The sequence below is a fragment of the Rhodothermales bacterium genome, from assembly GCA_034439735.1.
Classification (GTDB): Bacteria; Bacteroidota; Rhodothermia; order Rhodothermales; family JAHQVL01; genus JAWKNW01.
The window spans coordinates 1-19,619 of record JAWXAX010000279.1 but is presented as its reverse complement, the minus strand read 5'-3'; the positions used below and the strand labels follow the sequence as shown (position 1 = coordinate 19,619).

The window sequence follows — 19,619 nt, the reverse complement described above, 5'->3', positions numbered from 1 at the left end:
GGCGCGGTGAGCGCCGGCGGTGAGTTCGTAGATGTACATTCCGCTGGAGAGCGATTCGGCCGAGAGGTCGACCACGTGCCAACCGGCCGGCCGGTTGGCGTCGACGACACGGAGCACTTCGCGGCCCAGCAGGTCGATGACTCGGAGCGTCACCTGCTCGGCATCGGGCAGGGCGAACCGGATCTCGGTCCGCTCCCCGAACGGATTCGGGTAATTCTGTTCGAGGGCGAACGCGGTTGGCAGGGGCTCATCCGCGGTAGCGAGGCCCTCCTGATGGGCATCGAGCGCGGATGGCACCGGGGGCAACGCGGCCAGTCGCCGGGTGAGTTCTTCTGGATGGTCTTTCGACGCCAGCACGTCCTCACCCCCGGCGGATGCCGCGACAGCCGGCGCGCTTTTGGCCGCGCTCCCGCACGTCAGGGTAGCCGTGGCCGCCTTCGTTGCGAATACCCAGTAGCCTTTGCCTGGCACCAGGAGATTGCCGTCCGGCACCACATATCTGCCCTCGAATCCAAAAAAGAGCCGGTGGTCGATGGCGCTGGAGAGGTCGTCGACGGCGTCCAGCGAGACCGCGCAGGTCGGCCCCGAAACGATATTCCAGCCGGCGCGCAGCGTCCACGTCCGCGAGGCGACTGGCAGGCCGGCTACCCGTTGCGTCGTGGCCGCGGCGAAATGGAGCCAGTAGCCTTCGCCCGGTTTTAACACGGCCGGGTTCGGGGCAGACAGGATGCTGCCGTTGAAGCTCATGAACGTGCCGGCGGTGCCCGTCGGGAAGACGGACGTGACGTTGGCATTGGTGACTTCGAGCGGGAGGCCGACGAGGTTGAAGCCCTTCGTCAGAGCGATATCGATCGACGGGCTCGCGCCCTGATGGGCGCCCGGCGCGCTGGCGGTTGCCGGCCGGGCGTTTCCAAAGAAGTCCGTCGTGACGGCCGGCACGCCGGCCGGTAGCGCCACGGCCTTGCCGGCAAACTGAGAATTCACGGCCAGCATCCAGCCGGCGGCAGGGTCGTCCAGGTTCAGAACATGCGGCTGGCTCGTGGTCACCATGGTCGACGTGGCGTCGGTCTTCGACCATGTCCGCCAGGCGGGCAGGCTGTTGGTCTCGAAGCCGGCCAGCCCGGAACCGCCTTTGGGCTCGAAGTGGAACGTGAAATACGCCGCGGAAGTGTGCGGCCAATACGCGTTCCCGTTGCCTTTGTTGGTAAGCGCTGGGGCCAGCTCGATGTATTTTTCGTAGGCTATTTCGGCGCTGGCGTTGCCCTGAACGTTATCCAGAAACAGGTTGTTGTAAAACCCGGTGTCGGTGGCGTCGCCTCGCTCGTCGGATCCGATCCGAAGCCCGCTCGCGAGGTTGCCCAAGAACGTGTTATGGACGATTCGGGTGCCGGCGCTCACGTCCACGACCATCCCGTGGCCGATAAAGCGATTGCCCACGATGCCGTTCCACTTGTCGTACCATATCTCGCCCACAACGGGGTGCGCCGTCCGCGCCATCGTGCTCACATTGTTACGCACGAGGTTGTTGTCGCTATTGACCTCGATGAACAGATTGGCCCCCCGGTTGGCGTGGAAACGGCTGCGCTCGATAATGTTGTTGTTATTATCGGTGTCCAGCCAGAGTCCGGGCCCCTCGTTCTCCGAGAAATCGAGCTGCGTAAACAGGCTGTTCGTCGTGTAGGTCCACTTCCCACCCCCCGATTCATGGAAGGGGTCGTACCCTTTCCAGTTGTTGTATTTCGAGACGCTATGGGCCACCGTGCAGTTATTACAACCCAGGGTCTCGTTGACGCCTCCCTTGAAGCCGTCGATGCCGTTGTAGTAGGCCCGGACGCCACGGATGAGATGGTTCGACCCGAACAGCAGGATGCCTGTGCCGTTGGTCCATTCGACGACGATGTTATCGATCCAGGTCGCCTCGCTGCCAGTGCATACGGCGCCCTGTTTGAGCACGTTCGAGAGGTGCCGGAACGTGAAACCAGTCAGACGCAGATGACTATGGGGAGGCAGGGTTGTACCGGGCACTTTAGCCGAACACTCGGAATTGCCGGAGGCATTGAAGAGGTGGCCTTTCCGGCTGGTTTCCAGCTTCGCCTGATTCGGATTGGCGTCGCCGGGTAGTCGGATATAGATGGTTTCCGGTTTACCCACTGTGCCGGTTGCCAGCGATCCTGTTCCTTTGATGAAGAACGTGCCCAGGGGCAGGGTGGTGGGGGTAAACGCCGGCTGCCAGGTGGTCAGGTTGTTGAAGAAAGGCAATAACACCTCGCCGTTGGCGATCACCAGTTCCCGATGCCGGGAAGCGTCGTATTTGATGACCCCGCCACGGTTGTAGGTGAACCTGTTGAGATCGCCTTCGAGCCACTCGGCGTACGGCCACTTCATCGACCAGATGTTTCCGCTCTTGGTCCAGGTGCCCGTCAGCGGCTCGGCGCCGGAGACGATTACTTCCTCCCCGGGGTAGGCCGCGTAGGTGATCGGGTTGCCGGCCGTTCCGCCTCGTTTCGGGGTGATAGTTTCGTAATACGTGCCGGCACGTACCAGCCCGCCGTCGCCCGGGCTCAATTCGTTGCCCTGCGCCGCCCGCGTGATCGTCTTCCAGGGGCGCAACTGCGTCCCCGGGTCGGTGTCTTTACCGGTCGCCTGGTCCACCCAGTAGATTGTGCCGGGGATGACGGTTGCGATCGGCTTGCAGGTCCCATCCTGCCCACACAACGTGCCTGGACCGCACTGATAGGCCTGTTCGATATAACACTGCTGGGCCAGGCTGACGGTGGGAAAAGAAACGGTCAGCATTAGGAAGAGGAGGGCGCGACGTGTAGACGTACGGCGCCGGCGAAACGTGTCGACCATGTGGAAAAACGGATTACCGCGGGAATGGGATAGACAATTACACCAACCGGCCGAAAAGATGGGCCGAGTCGATGCGCGTATCGGGGGGGGGGAGGTGTGCAACGCCCGACGGTCGGAATGCCGACGACATCAGGCGGAAAGGAGCCAGAGAATAGATGTGCCTAAAATAAGCAACTTAGTGGCGAAATGCGCAAGTTCACCGGCTATTATTTAGCCGGTGCGTTAGAATCGACGGTGGCGGGGGCGACGACGAGGTGGGGAAGCCAGCGTTGAAGGGCGGATTCGATCTGAGAAGGGGGGACAGGCTTGACGATGTAATCGTTCATACCGGCGGCGAGACGTCGTTCTCGTTCGCCCTGAAGGGCGTTCGCCGTGAGGGCGAGGATAGGGATGGAATCGACGGCGTACGGATGTTCAACATCGCGGATTTGGAGGGTGGCTTCGAGGCCATCGAGCACGGGCATCTGGCAATCCATCAACACGAGGCCGTCAAAGCCGGCGTATGCCGGCCGGTGGTTATGGATGACGATAACGGGGCGCGGTAGATACATCCGAAAGTATAGACATCACCGCTCAGCCCTTTATGCTTTCGGGTTATCGGCCTGCCTGAGGAGCCGCGGACAAACCGTCGATACGATCCTGTGACAGGATTACTACGTTTGTGTGATGTTGCGGCCGCAGATTATGCGTAGCGTTGGATGGGAGAATACACCATCTGCGCTATCCGATATGATCAACGCACTTCCTTTCGAAGAAGGCACGCTGCTCGAGGTCGAGGGCGAACGCTACCGCGTAATCGGCATCACCGATCTTGGCGTGGCGGACCTGTCGCTGCCCGGCGTTCAGCGCTGGGGTACACACATTCTCACGCTTCAGCGTCACTCGGACGGCCAGCGATTCGCCGCCACGTTGTACGACACCGGCAACATCGGCATGCCTTGTCCCTTTCGTGGCCGCGACTGATCACGTCCTCGCGCCCGTAGCGTTAACGCCTCGTCACGTCCGTGCGCCGGATTCCACGGCACCTTATTCCTCGCGCGATTCCTGCGCCGGCCTTTTCTGCCGCGTGCGGTGCGGTGCCGGAAACGCCTCATTTCCCGTGAAGACCCCGCGTGATCTAATTGTCCTCATTCGTCTCAAAACAGTCGGATTCTCGTGACAACTTGACCATTGATGTGTGATGTCAGCCGACCGATATAAGATGTATACTGCTTACGTGCAATCATCAACCTAGTGCGAAACAACAAGGTACCATCCGACATGAAATACAATCCCAATGACCCGTGGGAACGCGCGGCAGTGGGGCTGTTGTTGGGTATCATCGTGCTTCTTTTGGTGACAATTGTTTCCGTGCTGACGTAAGCACCTCCCATGATGTGCGGCCCGAAGTGATTCGTGTCGTCGTTGTGGGACGTGACCAAGCCGGAGACGCATCATGGGTGAGGGTGATAAGGCCCGTTCCCGGTGTAATTCATGGCTACACCAGGGACGGGCCTTATTGTATGCGTACGAATCGGGTGCCGGGGGAGTGCCGGACGGCAGAGCGTGTAGCCCGGGTTAGCGCAGCGTAACCGGGGTGGCATACGAGCCGGCATCATCCGTCCCACCCTGTCGCCCGCTCAGGCGGCGTTTTTGGTTTCCAGGATCAGGTTCAGCAACTGGATGAGGCGCGGGCGCAACTGCCGGCGGTCGACGATGAAGTCGATAAAACCGTGTTCTTTCAGGAACTCGGCACGCTGGAAACCCTTCGGCAGGTCCTGCCCGATGGTCTCGCGGATCACACGTGGGCCGGCGAAGCCGATCAGGGCCCCCGGCTCCGCGAGGTTAAAATCGCCCAGCATCGCAAACGAGGCCGTGACGCCACCCGTGGTCGGATTGGTGAGCAGGGAGATAAACGGCATGCCCGTTTCGTGCAACTGAGCGAGATGCGCGCTGGTCTTCGCCATCTGCATGAGGCTCAGTGCGCCCTCCATCATGCGTGCGCCGCCACTCTGTGAGATGACGAGTAGCGGGATGCGCTCTCGGTACGCCCGCTGGATCGCCCGGCTGATGACTTCGCCCACGACCGATCCCATCGATCCGCCGATAAACGAGAAGTCCATCGCCGCGATCGACATCCGGTGCCCGCCCACGATGCCCAGCGCGCCGCTGGCGGCGTCATTCAGCCCGGTTTTGTTCTGCGCGGAGGCGATACGGCCGGCGTAGGACTTTCGGTCCACAAAATCGAGCGCGTCGAGCGAGGACAGCTCGGTGTCGAAATGTTCGTACGCGCCGTCATCGAAGAGCAACTCGAAATAGCCGGTGGCGCTCATGTTCATATGATGCCCCGAATTAGGGAACACCAGGGCATTCTCCTGCAACACGCGTGCGTTGATGATCTCGCCGGTGATGGGGTCCTTCGCCCACTGGCCTTCAGGCACCTCGTTTTGTTCGCTCCGCTTGGTGAGGATGCCGGCGTCCTTTCGTTTGAACCAGCTCATGAGTAGCCGTATGGTTGATGGTTTCTCGTGTCGGGCCCTTCGGTGGGCGCGCCCGCCGGCGCACGTAAGAGTCCGCGCCAAGGTACACACATTCCCGATCAATCGCGCCCGGGAGGCAGGCGGTCGAAGGCCGTCCCCGATTTTTCACGGGGAATAAAATCCTTGAGGTAATAGGGCTCGAAGTCCGCCAGCGATTCGGTCGCCCCCTGCCGGAAGCGTTCCAGGCCGGCCATCGCCACGCCGGCGGGGGAGGGGCCCACCTCGGGAAGAAATCGCATGGCGGCATCCCGGGCCGTCCCATGCCGCTGGAGCATGCCGGCTCCCTCGCCGACAACCCACACCACGGGCGAGGGGGCCTCTGATATGGCCGTCACCGCGTCCTCAAGGCTGAGCGCGGACGGACCCAGACGGGGCGTCAGTCCCGATAGCGAGGCCTCGAACAGGGCAAGATAGACTTCCTCTCGCCGTGAATTCAGCGCTACGGCAATGGTATCGCCAGGGCGGGCAAATGGCAACACCCCCAGTGCAACGGCCTCCAGCGTGGGGACGCCCAGCAGGGCAGCGCCGGTCGCGAAACACAACCCCTTCGCCGCGCTTACGCCGATCCGCAGCCCGGTGTACGATCCGGGGCCCATCGACACCGCGACGGCGTCGAGCGCGCCAGGCGCCAGATGGGCGTAGCGTAAGGCGTCGTCTAGCATGGTTGTCAACCACTCGGCATGTGAACGCGGCATACCGATCGTATGCGCCACGAGCAGGCGATCCCCGCGCATCAGCGCCACCCCACAACGGTCGGTGGCGGTTTCGATGGCAAGCAGAACCGGAGCCGTTTCGGCAGACACGTGGGGACCGGGTTAGTGGCGCGGATGGGTGGAACAGGATTCGGCCGGCTTCAACCCGCCGCCGCTGGTTCGGTTGCCCGGGCGGCCTGCCAGCCCCCGCGGAAAAACATCCGGCGTATGCGTGCGAGACCGCCTTGATTCTTCCCGCGAGTGGTGTATACTTAGAGCCTGTCCGTCGGACAACAAGCGAACGAAAGGACGCTCACAAAGCGCAAAAAGCGCTTCCTAATTCGCGGGCCCATGGGTCGAACCACCCCATGCCCGCTGCCAGGCGTCCAGCACTTATTGGAGGTTGGCTATGAAGGTTTACGACGTAGAACATATCCGCAATATCGCCCTACTCGGGCATCAGGGAAGCGGCAAAACCATGCTCGGCGAGGCCATGTTGTTCAACAGCGGCCGCATTCCTCGCATGGGATCCATCGCCGAAGGCACTACGGTGAGTGATTATCACCCCAGCGAGAAGGAGCGTCAGATGTCCGTCTTTTCGTCGCTGCTCCATGTCGAACACAACGGGGTTAAGCTGAATGCCCTGGACGTGCCGGGTTATCCGGACTTTGTGGGGGAGATGATCATGGCGCTCAAAGTGGCCGACACGGCCATCCTGGTCGTCAACGCCGCGGAAGGCATCCAGGTAGGCATCGAGACAGCCTGGAACGAAGCGGCAACGAACGGCATCCCCACCATGTTCGTGTTAAATCAGCTGGATCGCGCGGAGTCCAACTTTCGCGATCGGGTCGAGCAGATCAAGGAACGTTTCGGTCGGGGCGCGGCGGTCGTGCAGTTGCCCGCCGGCCCGTCATCGCGCAGCATCATCGACGTGCTGCTGATGAAGCAGATCACCTTCGAACCGGATAAGGGCACGGCAACGTACAACGAGATCGAACCTGCTTTTCAAGAGGAGGCCGATCGGCTCCACAACGAGCTCATCGAAAGCATCGCGGAGAACGATGAGTCGCTCATGGAACTCTATTTCGAGCAAGGATCCCTCACGGAGGATCAGATGCGGCAGGGCATCCATATCGAAATGCTCAAGCGGCAACTCTTCCCCATATTTATTACGAGTGCGGCGGAAAACATCGGGGTCAGTCGGCTCATGACCTTTATCGCCAACGTCTGCCCCTCGCCCATCGAGATGCCCCCGGCACCCACGGACACAGGGACACCGGTGCGCACGGACAGCGCCGGCCCTCCCATCGCGTTCGTCTACCGCACCATGGCCGAACCACACGTCGGCGAATACTCGTTCTTTCGCGTCTACTCCGGCGTGCTTGAACAGGGCATGGACCTCGAAAACGCTCAGACCGGCGCCACGGAACGCCTCGGGCAGTTGTTTTCCCTCAACGGGCACGAGCGCGAACAGGTGACAAAAATGTTCGCGGGAGACATCGGGGCGCTCGTCAAGCTCAAAAATACCCACTCGAACAACACACTGCGGGCCAAAGGAAGCGATGTCTCCATCCGGGGCATCCAGTTTCCCGAGCCGCGGTATGTCACCGCCGTCCGGTCGGCCAAACATGGGGAAGAGGACCGCCTGGCGCAGGGATTGCACGCATTGAGCAACGAGGATCCGTCGCTCGTTGTCACGCTGGACCCTCACCTCAGCCAGATGTTGCTCGGCGGACAGGGCGAAATGCACCTCGCCATCGCGCAGTTCCGGCTCAAAAACCGCTTCGGTGTCGATGTCGAGTATTTCAAACCCAAAATCTCCTACCGCGAGACGGTACAGAATAGCGCCCGAGCTTCGTATCGGCACAAAAAACAAACCGGCGGCGCCGGCCAGTTCGCCGATATCTCCCTCATCGTGGAGCCCTACCAGGGCGACTACCACCCGCCGGCGGATATCTCGGTGCGCGGCGAAACCGTGCTCGATACCGCCTGGGGGGCGAAGCTCCACTTCGTCGACGCCATCGTCGGCGGCGTGATCGACATGCGGCGGTTCGCCGGCTCGATCCAGAAAGGCATCCTCGAAGCCATGCAACGTGGCCCGATCGCCGGCTACCCGGTAGGTGATGTGCGCGTGGTCGCTTTCGACGGCAGCATGCACGCGGTGGACTCGAACGACGCGGCCTTCAAGACGGCCGGTCGCATGGGCTTTCGCGAGGCCTTCCGCCAGGCAAACCCGGTCATCCTCGAGCCCATCGATACGCTGGAAGTGACGGTGCCGGCGGCGTATACCGGCGACGTCATGGGCGACCTCAACGTCCGCCGCGGCCGCATCCAGGGCATCCAGGGCGAAGGCGCCCTCCAGAAGATCGTGGCCCAGATTCCGGAAGCGGAGCTGTACCGCTACGCCACCATCCTCCGCTCCATGACGCAGGGCCGCGGGCTCCATAAGGCGACGTTCCTGCAGTACGAGACCATGCCCCGATCGATCCAGGACAAAATCACAAAAGAAGCCGAGGTGGAAGTGGAAGCGTGACGCACGAGCTCGGGCGCGGATCGACACAACATGCCACAAAAAAAGGACGCGAGAGCATCGCGTCCTTTTTTATGACATGTGGCGCGAGAGAGACTTGAACTCTCGACCTCCGGGTTATGAATCCGACGCTCTAACCAGCTGAGCTACCGCGCCATACCTTGTTTTTAATCACTACGTCCAGCGAACGATTACGCTCTCCGGTCAGCAGCGTCCTATAATCGCCCGGATCCGGCATTTTGTTTCGCCGGCCCGGGATTCCTATACTTTTTTCGTAATTTCCGGCCCCTCCCACAGCACCTCAAAACGGAACTCCCCATCGGCATGGCCTGGAATAGCGTCATTGGTCAGGAACGAGCGGTCGATACCCTCCGACGCGGTCTGGAGCAGCAGCGAATCGCACACGCGTATCTATTTTATGGCCCCGAAGGCTCGGGTAAACGCGCGGCGGCGATCGAGATGGCGAAGGCGCTCCAGTGTATACACGAACAACCCGAGGCCTGCGGCGAATGCCCCGCCTGTCTGAAGGTGTCCCGCCTGATCCATCCGGACGTGCAGGTGCTTTTTCCCTACCCGGGGGACGTAGACGAATCGGAGGTCGGCGAGCGACTTCGACTCCTGGCGGCCAATCCGTATGCCGTGATCGATTTTGTACGCCGGCCCTCGCTGGGCGATGCGGCGAAAGTCTCTAACAAACAGGCGATCTACACTGTCGCACGTGTCCACCAGGAACTGCGCCGGGTGATGAGCTTCAAACCGGTCGAAGGCCGGCACAAGGTGGCTATCCTTACGGATGTCGAGTACATGCGTGTCGAAGCGGCCAACGCCTTTTTGAAGCTGCTCGAAGAACCCACGCCCCGCACGGTGTTTATCCTGCTCACTTCCCGGACCGATAAGCTCCTGCCCACGATCCTCTCGCGCTGCCAGCGGTTGCGTTTTGATCCGCTGTCCGCCGAGGCCATCGAACAGGCCCTGCAGTCCCGCGCCGGCCTCACTGAAGCCGCGGCGCGGATCCTCGCGCGTATGGCCAACGGCTCGTATTCGTCGGCTCTCGAACTCGCGGACAACGAAGAACTGCTCGCCAACCGCGCGCTGGTGGTCGAGTTCATGCGTCTCGCCTATACCGGCAACATCGATAAACTGTCGGATCAGGTGACCAGCCTCAGCGCGCTCGGGCGTGAACGGCTCAAGGGATGGCTGATCCTGCTCATGAGTTGGATACGCGATCTGCTGCTTTTTCGCCATCAGCGCACGGCGGCCGTTCTGGTAAACAGCGACCAGGCGGAGACCATCCAGAAGTTCTGCGACGGCGTGCCGAACGCGGATCTGGATATGATGATTGGCTATGTGGAGGAGACGCTGGGACTCATCGCCAGGAACACTCACGTGCCGCTAACGATAACTGTACTGGCCCTGGGCATGCACCATGCCATGCACGGACGCCCCCGGCCGGCGCTGTATGCCCCGCTGGCCATGCCCGAAGAAACGGTCAGTTAGCTATTCCCTTACAAACAGGCGATATTGCGTTTGGGCGATTCACCTGAAACCATCACGATTCAACGCCATGGCCTGTAGTTCATGCAGTACTGGAGGAGGGGGATGTGGCGCGGGCTGCGGGGGGAACGGCGGCTGCGGTTCGAGCCGCGGCGGCACGGCGGCCTGCCCGTCCATGCATGCCTACGACTGGCTGACCGACCTCGGCATCGTTGCGGCCCCGGTCGTCTATCGACTGGTGGAGGTCGCGTTTAAAGGCGGCCGAAAAGGCGTGTACCGTAACCAGGAGACGATCGAGCTGCAGACCGGCGATTTTGTGATCGTGGAGGCGGATCGAGGGCTTGATTTCGGCTCCGTCCATCTGGTGGGCGAAATGGTTCGCCTCCGGATGAAGTCGAAGGGACTCGACGAAGACCAGGCGTTCCCAAGCGTCATGCGGGTGGCCACGCTGAAGGATATCGAACGCTGGGAGACCATCCGGGAGGAAGAAGCCGAGGCGTTTCTCGTCAGCCGGCGTACGATCGACAGCATGAATCTGCCGATGAAACTCGTCGACGCCGAGTGGCAATTCGACCAGAAGAAAATCACGTTCTATTTTACCGCGGATCACCGGGTCGACTTTCGGGACCTCGTCCGCGAGCTTGCCCGGCGTTTCCGGACTCGGGTGGAACTGCGTCAGATCGGCGCTCGCGACGAGGCGGCGCGTATCGGCGGAATTGGGTCGTGCGGCCGCGAATTGTGCTGCTCGACCTGGCTGCAGGATTTTAAGCCGGTGTCCACCCAGGCAGCGCGCGTCCAGAACCTGCCGCTCAACCCGGTGCGTCTGAGCGGTCAGTGTGGCCGGCTCAAATGCTGCCTCAACTACGAACTGGAGCAATATATGAGCGCCCTCCAGTCGTTTCCCCCGGTCGAGACGCCCATCCTCACCTCGGTCGGCAACGGAGTGGTCCAGAAACTCGATATCTTTCACGACCGCGTCTGGGTAGAACATCCGGAGGGCGTGATCGAGGACCTGACACTCGATGAAGCGCTCGCCTTTCTGGGCGACCAGCTAATTCGCCCGGTTGAACCCGGGGCGCGTCGCGTCGTGCAGGCCCGGCTGCCGCGCCGGCCCTGAGGGGTGGTCAATCGGCGGTGGCCCTAGAGGTCGTCGTCCAGGCTCGTGATGCCGCTCAGCAGGTCTTCCGGGGTATCTCGAATGAGGGCGAGTATCGCTGCATGGGGCACGATACTATAATTTTTGCCGTTGAGCGTGAGTTCGATCAACTCTTTTCGCAAGAAAAAGGCAAGGTCTCCGGGGCGGGCTTGCAGGGGAAGGTAGCGCGCCGCGTCGCGGGAAGGAGCCCAGACCTCACTCTCGGAGTACTCGGGATTGGGGATCACATAGCCCGGCCCGGTCCTCACGACACGTCCAACACTCACCCGCTCCTGATCCGTCACCGTAGCCGGCAGGTAAAGTCCCGATTGCGTCTGCTTCTCGCCCGGCTCGAGTTCTATGAGGACCCGATCCCCTACGATAATGATTTCTTGCATGATTGAGGAGGTAGCGCCACAAACGAAAACGCACAACCGATCCGGTCGTGCGTTTCGATGCTCAGTCCGAAAAGGATGCCGTTAAAGGTGAAAGACTACATAGAGCAGTAAGCCAACGACACCCACACCAAACATCATGACTCGGATCAAGCGATCAACAGGGCTTCGCATGGTAGTGATCGATACGGCAGCGGGTGGTATACCGAATGGACAGGGTTGGTAAGGTAGTGACCGTAATCAATACGGGGAGGGTCAAACAAGCAAGACAGTAGGTATTAATTCTTTGCGAACAGAGCTGCCGGTTTCCTACCTGAGCGCCATGCGCCAGCGGCGCAAAGGGCGTGCGCCAGTCGCCGATCCACCTACCAGTCATTTTCCTCTTTCGAGATATTCATCTCAACGGGTGTGGGGTACTGCGCGGTGAAACAGGCGTTGCAATACCCGAGCGATTTGGTGTGGGCCTGATGAACGGCCGTCATCATCCCGTCGACCGAGAGGTAGGCGAGGCTATCGACGCCCAGCCAGCTGATCATCCCTTCCAGGGTGTCGAACTGATTGGCAAACAGCTCCTCCTGACTCGGGAAGTCCATCCCATAAAAACAGGGGCTGATCACCGGCGGAGAGGAGACGCGAAAGTGGACTTCTTTGGCGCCGGCCTCGCGGATCATCTTGACCAGGAATTTGGAGGTCGTTCCGCGGACGATCGAGTCGTCGAAGAGCACGACCACCCGGTCCCGAAGGACGCCCTCGACCGTGTTGAACTTGAGGCGGACGCGGGTGTCGCGCCGGTCCTGTCCGGGAGAGATAAACGTCCGCCCGATGTAATGATTCCGGATGAGGCCGATTTCGTATTTACACGAATAGCCGAGTTTCTGGCACTCGGACACATACCCGAGCGTGGCCGTGTTGGACGAGTCGGGTACGGAGATGACGATCGGCGGCTTCTCGCCCGCGGCGAGCAAGGGAACAGGGGTTTCGTGCGCGAGCTGTTTGCCCATTTTGCGGCGCACCTTATCCACCATTTCACCGAACACCTTCGAGTCCGGCCGGGCGAAATAGATGTACTCGAAGATGCACTGACTGACGCCGTGTTTTTGCGGGAGTTGGTAGCTGCTGAAGTGGCCGCCTTCGCATCCTTTCCGGTCAATCACGAGGATTTCGCCGGGCAGGATATCGCGGACGTATTCAGCGCCGAGCAGATCGAACGCGCACGTTTCGCTGCCGACGCAGTAGGCGTCGCCGCCCTGCTCGGCCGGCTTGCGGAGGACCCCGAGTACGAGCGGCCTGAAGCCGTTCGGGTCGCGGACGGCGATCAGGCTCGAATCGGTGAGCATCAGCAGCGAAAACGCGCCTTCGAGCTGGGTGAGGGCGTCGATGATCTGGTCGATCTGCTTCTTTCGCCGGCTCTGGGCGATCAGATGCAGGATGAGCTCGCTGTCGCTCGTGGTCTGGAAGATCGTGCCTCGTTCGCTAAACGCGTTACGTAGCTCGCGCGCGTTCGAGATATTGCCGTTATGAGCCAGCGCAAGATTACCATCCCGGTAGTGCACTTTGAAGGGCTGGATGTTGGCGCGGTTGTTCGACGATCCGCTGGTCGAATACCGGTTGTGCCCGATGGCGGACATGCCGAGCAACTTCGAGTCGAACAACGACGGGTCGTTGAACACGTCCAGAACAAGGCCGTGATCCTTATGGATCGGCATCATCCAGCGCTTCTTGTTTTCGTCGTACGTAGAGGTAACAATTCCGGACGCCTCCTGGCCCCGATGCTGGAGCGCATGCAGCCCATAATAGGTAAGCTGGGCGGCTTCCGTGGAGTTGAAGACGCCAAAAATGCCGCAGCTCTCTTTGATCTGTTTCATACGACGATGGATTTGTCCTCGGCAGGCGGTTGAACGTGAACCAACACGCGCCCGATCCGGTGATTTTCAACCGATTCGATGCGCAAGGTGAGGCCGTCGTAGGCGATTTCGTCGCCGACGCTAGGGATATCGCCCGTTAGGTGGAAGATCAACCCGCCAAGCGTTTCAAAATCGTACCTATCGACGTCGAGTTCAACCTGCAAGAGGTCCATAAGATCGTCGATATGAATGCGTGCATCTACGGAGTGGGTGTGCGCGTCCACCTGGCGGTGCAGCGCTTCCTCGTCGTTGTCCGTTTCGTCCCGGATATCGCCGACGATTTCTTCGAGCACGTCTTCCATGGTGACCAGGCCGGCCGTCCCTCCGTATTCATCGACCACGATGGCCATATGTATATTTTGCGACTGGAAGTCGTTGAGCATCTCGACGAGTGGCTTGCCGTAGGGCACAAACAGGGTTTTGCGTGCGACGACTCGCCAGTCCGGGGTCTCCTGCCAGGGTCCCGGCTTCAGAAACGGTAGAAGGTCTTTTACATAGATGATCCCTACGATGTTGTCCAGGTGCTCGTCGTATAGCGGCAGCCGGCTGTGCCCGCCCTCGATCAGCAGTTGATAGGCTTCATCCAGCGTCGCGGAAATGGGCATGACGTTCATGTCCATGCGGCTGACCATGATTTCGCGAACCGTGGTATCGCCAAAATCGAGGATGGAGTGGATCAATTCGCGCTCTTCCTCTTCGATCGTGCCCTGCGCCTCGCCGAGATCCGCCATGGATTTAAAATCATCGTCGGAGAGATGAGGGCGGTCGATGTGCCCGTATCCGACGATTCGCTCAAGCCAGCGTGTGAGCGGCAACGTGATCGGGCGCACCAGGTAATACAGGCCCGCGATAAACGGCGAGGCCCCCTGCGCGAAGGCGATGGCGTGGCGCGAGGCCAGCCATTTGGGGAAGAGGTAAGCCCCGACGGCAACCAGGCCGGCGATGATCGGAATCTGGATGGAGAGGCTCAGTACGAGCGGGGCATACAGCAGATGGCCCAGATACGACAACAACGATGCGGTAGCCAGCACAAGCGCGATCTCGGTCACCGCGCCGATCGCCTGCAGCGTAAAAAGCACCGATGCCCGCTGATCCAGCAACCCGAGCACACGCCGGCTACCGGCGTCGTCGATCTCACGCAGCGTGTCTCGTGCGGACCCACTGAGCGCGCTCAGGACGCGCACACAACCGATGACCAGCGACATGACAACCCAGAGGGCCGCGACGAGACTGACGTTCGCCAGTACAACGTCCCACTCCAGAGCGGACGGGAAAACAGCGGGGGAAAAGAGGCCAGCTATGGAAAGAGGCGAAGACTCAGCGTCAGGGTCCAATGCCTAGGGGATGCGATTCCCAGGAAGGTGAAAAATACGCGTGCAGCCCACCCCGCATAAGGCTGAGGTGGCTTTGAGAAACGATGACGTGACGGACAGTGTTCCTAGTAAGTTGAAGAAGCAAAGTTCAAGGTTCAAGGGCAGGCAATGGCAGGGTTTAAGGCAATCCCTGCCTTACCTTGAACCTTACTCCTTACTCCTTTAACCTTGAACCATTAAAAATACTGTCCGGTGACGACGATAAAGATGAGTACGGCGAGGATCGCCAGCGGGCAGAGGTACCGAATCAGGATGGCCCAGAACGGGGAACCTGGAAGCGTATAGCCGCCCCGTTCGAGTGATTGCAGGGCGTTCGGAACGCCCCATTTCCAGCCAACGAAGAGGCAGATGAGGATGGCGCCGACACTCAGGGAGTAGTTGCCCCAAATATTATTGTTGACGGTGAGGAAATCCCATCCAAAGAGGCCCCCACTCCCGAGCCAGGATACGGCACCCTGGGAGAGGGCGGAAGGGACGGCCAGCAGGAAACAGACGATACCAAGCGTCCAGGAGGCTTTCTCTCGGCCCCAGCCGCGCTCATCGACGAAATAGGAAACGACCACTTCGAGCAGGCTGATCGTGGAGGTCAATGCGGCAATGGCCAGCAGAAAATAAAACGCGATGCCAAACAGGGTGCCGGCCGGCATGGCGTTAAAAATGGTCGGCAGTGTGATGAAGACGAGGCCGGGGCCGCCCTGAGGGTCCAGGTTCTGATAAAAGAGAGCGGGAAAGATGATCAGGCCGGCGAGGATCGCGATCAAGGTGTCAAAAAATGCCACGATTACCCCACTCTGCCACAGATTGGTCTTCTCCGGGAAATAGGAGCCGTAGGTGATCATGGCGCCCATGCCCAGGCTCAGACTGAACAGGGCTTGCCCCAACGCGCTCATCGCGACGCGGAGCGTGATCTTCGAAAAGTCGGGTTTGAACAAATAGGCCAGACCGTCCATCCCATTCGGCAGCGTGATGGACCGGATCGCCAGCAAGATGAGCACAATGAGAAGCAGGGGCATCAGGACCTTCGAGGCCCGCTCGATCCCTCCCGAGACGCCGCCGCGCACGATCAGGATGGTCAGCAACAAAAATAGCCCGGTGTAGAGCAACGCCGGACCAGGAGAAGCGACGAGCTCGGTGAAGATGACCCCGCTCGTGGCGCCATCGATGGCGGTTACAAGCCCGCCCGTAAACGCCTTGAACAGATAACCCAGCGTCCAGCCCGCTACCACCGAATAAAAAGCGAGGATGCCGAACCCCGTCGCGACGCCCAGGCCGCCCACTACAGGCCACATCGAGCGAGGCACCAGCGCCTTGAAGGCCCCCACGGGGTTCCGCTGTGTGGCACGGCCGACGGATAACTCGGCTAGCATGACGGGTATGCCGATGAGCACGACAAAAAACAGGTAAAGTAATACAAAAGCCCCGCCACCGCCTTCGCCGGCCGTATAAGGGAATCGCCAGATATTTCCGAGCCCGATCGCCGAGCCGGCTGCCGCCATGATGAATCCTGCCCTGGAACTCCACTGCCCGCGATCCTCTGAAGATATCGCCATAGGTGCTACCTGTCGTTAAAGATGGGTACAAACGGGCGCCGGCGAGGGATGGGGATGCCGGCGCGGCAGACCTGTTCGGAATGCAACCGGATATTACCGGCCAGCCGTAGATAAAATCAAGCAGAATCGGGGTGGAGGGTAGGCTCAGGTAGCGAGCGCCGCCAGTTCTTCTTCGAACAGGGCGGCGCGGAGCGCCTCGGGCCGGCGTCGCGCGCAGATCGCCTCGAGGGTGGCCAGTTGCGTATCCAACTCGTTGCGGCTATGGGTGGCGAGGCTGCAGAGACCGAGGATATCGCGGTGTGCGGTGGGCACGGGCTGTTCAAAATCCTCCCACAACATCTCCTTGATTTTTTCGCCGGGCCGGATGCCGATGTAGGCCATCCGGATCGTGTCTTGGTGCGCCGGCGCCAGCCATGCGATCATCTGCTCCGCCAGCCATTCGATACGCACCGGCGGATCCATCCGCAGGGTGTAGACCGGGGCGTCCTGCAGGAGCAGGGTCTCCAGAATCAGCGTGCAGGCGTCATGTACGCTCATGAAGAAGCGTTCCATTTCGGCATGGGTGATGGTCACCGGGCCGCCGCGCAAGATTTGCTGTACGAACACAGGGACGACGCTTCCCAGGCTGCCGAAGACATTCCCGAAGCGGACGGTTTTGGTCGTCACCGAGCCGCTGGCGGCACGCATATACCGCTCGGTCCACCGCTTCGTAGCCCCCATCACACTCGTGGGCTGGACGGCTTTGTCCGTCGAGATAAAAATAAACTGTCCGACGCCGCACGCCTCGCTGAGACGCAGGAGGTCGACCGAGGCGCGCGTATTGTTCTGGAAGGCCTCGATCGGGTGGGCCTCCATCATCGGGACGTGTTTATAGGCCGCCGTGTGAAAGACGACATCCGGACGCGTCGTCTCGAACAGGTGCGCCATGGCGGACGTCTGGCGGATATCGAGGAGATGGTACGAGATCTCGGTTGCGCCGGCGGTTTTTCCGACAGTCTGTTCCAGCTGGAAGAGGTTAAACTCACTGAAGTCCACGAGCGTCAGATGGCTCGGGGCCATGCGCAGCAATTGGAGGGTGAGTTCGCGCCCGATGGAGCCTCCGGCGCCCGTGACCAGCACACGCCGATCGCCCAGGTAGTGCCGGAGCCGCTCGGCGTCGCAGATCGCGGGCGGGCGCTGAAGCAGGTCTTCAATCCGAACCGGAGAAGGCAGGTAGAGATCGGAAAGACTGTTCACTGTCGGCATTCTTACAGACGCCCCGGGGGCGCGAATGGGGAAGCTGGAGTCAATGGTAAGCTACGTAATCCGCCGTTCATCCAATAGCCGCCATGTCACGGCGCCGTCGGCACACGTTGGGTGGCGCTACCCGCAGGTGCCCGGGGTGCAAATCATGTACCTATCTCGGGCCGCCGGCTGACGCGACGATGTCGGCGAAGGTGTCGGCGAGGCGCCGGCGGTCAAACGCAGCCGCGGCCGTTCGACCCCGTTGGCCGGCCGCCGCAAGCGCGGCGGGGTCGTCCAGCGCGGCCTGAATACCCGCTGCGAGGGTGTCGGGTTCTGCAGGACCGGCGTACCAGCCGCATCCATGCGCTTCAACGAATCGCTTCGTCCACCCCGGATTGGTCACCAGGACCGGGGTGCCCATGCCGAGGCTGTCGAAAAATTTCGCCGGCGAGTTGGCGGCGAGCACGGGCCGGTCGATAAAGGTCACCAGCGACAGGCAGGCGAGCCCGAACCAGCCAAAGATGGCGTGGCGCGGCTCGGGTGGGAGCACCCGCACGTTCGGCAGCCGGCCGGCGGCGTCTTCGAGCGCCGGGCGATAGAAGCCGTCGCCGAGGAAGACAAAACACAGGTCGTCCCGATGTCGAAGCCGCTCCGCCGCGCCGATCAGCGCCGGAATCGCATTGGCGCGGCCGAAGGTGCCGGCATACAATACCACCCGCCGGTCGCCGATCCCCAGCCTGGCGCGGAGCGCCGCGATGGTCTCGGTCGTCACGCCGGCGGCGAGGTCGAGGTCGGTCCCGTTTACCAGGGTGGTCAGCTTCGACGCCGGCGTGCCGCCGGCTTCGATGGCGGCCTGCATGTCGGTCGACAATGGGACGATGTGTGAGGCGGAGTCGTACAGCCGTTTTTCGAGCGCAAACAGCCTGCGTTGGAGCCACGTGTTGCGGATCGCCCCCATCTCGATGGGAAACGCCGGCCACAGATCGCGCACCTCGAATACCCAGGGCGCCCGCCGCAACCGCGCCACGCGGGCCGCTACCCAGGCGGTGGACAACGGCGTGGAAGTGCCCACGACGACATCCGGGCGGGGCGCGCGCAAGCCGGCGGCGAGGGCGCCGGCGGCGTACGTCGCATAGGCCCCGAGCCGGGCGTGTATGCCCATGGCATTGGCATACGGCGCATGGATGCGGTGGAGCGTCACCCCCTCCGGCGCCCACTCGAACAGGTGCGACTGCCTGCGGTGCTCCCAGTGGTCGGACGTGACGACATGCACCTCATGCTCCCGCGCGAGGCGACGGATGAACTGATAGTGCCGGCCCGTCGCCGCGCAATCCAGATTGTGGTAATACTGATAGAAAAAGAGGATGCGCATGACATTATCCCTCCCGGGTCCCGGGAAGAGGCCGTGCCGGGACGCCTACCGCCGTACACCCGGCTGGCAGGTCGCGGTGGACTACGGCGCCGGCGCCGACGATCACCTCACGCCCGATGCGTCTCCCCGGCAGCACCACGGCCCCGGCGCCCAATTCGACGGCTTCCTCCACCACCACATTGCCGGATACATGGCAGCCGGGATGCATCGTGGAAAACGCCCCGAGTGTGGTATCGTGCCCGACGGTGCTGTTTACGTCCACGATCACATGATCGCCCAGCGCCACGTTCAGCATCACCACAGCGCCCCGGAATATGAGGCAGCCTGGGGATAGGTGCACGCTGGGATGGAGTTCGACGGAGGGGTGGACCAGGGTAGCGGCTCGATCGACGGGCAGGCGGTGCAAGTCAACGATTCGCCGTCGCAACCGTGACGCGCCAATGGCGACCACATACACCGTTTCGGGGTGGTGGACAAGCCAATCGATGGCGCCCAGGACGGGCAGATCGAGCACGGTGCGTCGCTGAAGCGCAGGATCGTCGTCGACAAAGCCGAGGATGTCGAACGCGCCGCCGGCG

At 61.4% G+C, this 19,619-nt stretch carries 15 protein-coding genes and 1 tRNA gene; 4 read left to right on the top strand and 12 right to left on the bottom strand.

The annotated features are described in order from the left end of the window. Together SH809_19545 and SH809_19540 are read right to left on the bottom strand one after the other, a co-directional pair. On the bottom strand, positions 1-2,853 hold a 2,853-nt coding region (locus SH809_19545), incomplete at its 3' end, for a right-handed parallel beta-helix repeat-containing protein (GenBank protein MDZ4701914.1). A 206-nt stretch (positions 2,854-3,059) separates the two neighbouring features. Beyond that, positions 3,060-3,404, bottom strand: a complete 345-nt coding sequence (locus SH809_19540; protein MDZ4701913.1) for a response regulator — start codon at positions 3,402-3,404, stop codon at positions 3,060-3,062. A gap of 178 nt (positions 3,405-3,582) precedes the next feature. Here SH809_19540 and SH809_19535 point away from each other — a divergent pair, with 178 nt between their 5' ends. Then, positions 3,583-3,816 (top strand): hypothetical protein, encoded by a 234-nt coding sequence (locus tag SH809_19535; protein ID MDZ4701912.1) that lies wholly within the window; start codon positions 3,583-3,585, stop codon positions 3,814-3,816. A gap of 656 nt (positions 3,817-4,472) precedes the next feature. On the opposite strand, the gene accD is transcribed toward SH809_19535, so the two are convergent. Next, positions 4,473-5,333 carry an acetyl-CoA carboxylase, carboxyltransferase subunit beta gene (gene accD / locus SH809_19530; GenBank protein ID MDZ4701911.1) on the bottom strand — a complete coding sequence of 287 codons (861 nt, stop codon included), beginning with the start codon at positions 5,331-5,333 and terminating at the stop codon, positions 4,473-4,475. A gap of 98 nt (positions 5,334-5,431) precedes the next feature. Continuing rightward, entirely contained in the window at positions 5,432-6,175 is a 744-nt protein-coding gene (gene tsaB / locus SH809_19525) for a tRNA (adenosine(37)-N6)-threonylcarbamoyltransferase complex dimerization subunit type 1 TsaB (GenBank protein ID MDZ4701910.1), read from the bottom strand. A gap of 298 nt (positions 6,176-6,473) precedes the next feature. Between tsaB and SH809_19520 the strand changes: the two genes are divergently transcribed. Beyond that, positions 6,474-8,597, top strand: a complete 2,124-nt coding sequence (locus SH809_19520) for an elongation factor G (protein MDZ4701909.1) — start codon at positions 6,474-6,476, stop codon at positions 8,595-8,597. Between the two features lie 79 nt (positions 8,598-8,676). On the opposite strand, the gene SH809_19515 is transcribed toward SH809_19520, so the two are convergent. Further along, positions 8,677-8,750 (bottom strand) — tRNA-Met (locus SH809_19515). Between the two features lie 168 nt (positions 8,751-8,918). Here SH809_19515 and holB point away from each other — a divergent pair. After that, complete coding sequence (gene holB, locus SH809_19510) at positions 8,919-10,091, top strand: DNA polymerase III subunit delta' (GenBank protein MDZ4701908.1); 1,173 nt, start codon at positions 8,919-8,921, stop codon at positions 10,089-10,091. A gap of 172 nt (positions 10,092-10,263) precedes the next feature. Beyond that, positions 10,264-11,205: a regulatory iron-sulfur-containing complex subunit RicT gene (ricT, locus tag SH809_19505; GenBank protein ID MDZ4701907.1), complete on the top strand. Its 942-nt coding sequence runs from the start codon at positions 10,264-10,266 to the stop codon at positions 11,203-11,205. 23 nt (positions 11,206-11,228) lie between these two features. On the opposite strand, the gene SH809_19500 is transcribed toward ricT, so the two are convergent. The 7 genes from SH809_19500 to SH809_19470 all read right to left on the bottom strand — a co-directional run. Then, positions 11,229-11,621, bottom strand: a complete 393-nt coding sequence (locus SH809_19500; GenBank protein MDZ4701906.1) for a co-chaperone GroES family protein — start codon at positions 11,619-11,621, stop codon at positions 11,229-11,231. Positions 11,622-11,983: 362 nt separating this feature from the next. Continuing rightward, positions 11,984-13,483: an amidophosphoribosyltransferase gene (gene purF / locus SH809_19495; GenBank protein MDZ4701905.1), complete on the bottom strand. Its 1,500-nt coding sequence runs from the start codon at positions 13,481-13,483 to the stop codon at positions 11,984-11,986. Then, positions 13,480-14,727 carry a hemolysin family protein gene (locus tag SH809_19490; protein MDZ4701904.1) on the bottom strand — a complete coding sequence of 416 codons (1,248 nt, stop codon included), beginning with the start codon at positions 14,725-14,727 and terminating at the stop codon, positions 13,480-13,482. Before SH809_19490 ends, purF begins: the two co-directional genes overlap by 4 nt. Positions 14,728-15,071: 344 nt before the next feature. Further along, the gene (locus SH809_19485) at positions 15,072-16,445 is read right to left on the bottom strand and encodes a sodium-dependent transporter (GenBank protein ID MDZ4701903.1); all 1,374 of its coding nucleotides are present in this window, start codon (positions 16,443-16,445) and stop codon (positions 15,072-15,074) included. A 144-nt stretch (positions 16,446-16,589) separates the two neighbouring features. Beyond that, entirely contained in the window at positions 16,590-17,681 is a 1,092-nt protein-coding gene (locus tag SH809_19480) for a polysaccharide biosynthesis protein (GenBank protein ID MDZ4701902.1), read from the bottom strand. A gap of 160 nt (positions 17,682-17,841) precedes the next feature. Further along, positions 17,842-19,041 (bottom strand): glycosyltransferase family 4 protein, encoded by a 1,200-nt coding sequence (locus tag SH809_19475; protein ID MDZ4701901.1) that lies wholly within the window; start codon positions 19,039-19,041, stop codon positions 17,842-17,844. Between the two features lie 4 nt (positions 19,042-19,045). Beyond that, a partial coding sequence (locus SH809_19470; protein MDZ4701900.1) for a NeuD/PglB/VioB family sugar acetyltransferase occupies positions 19,046-19,619 on the bottom strand: 574 nt, incomplete at its 5' end.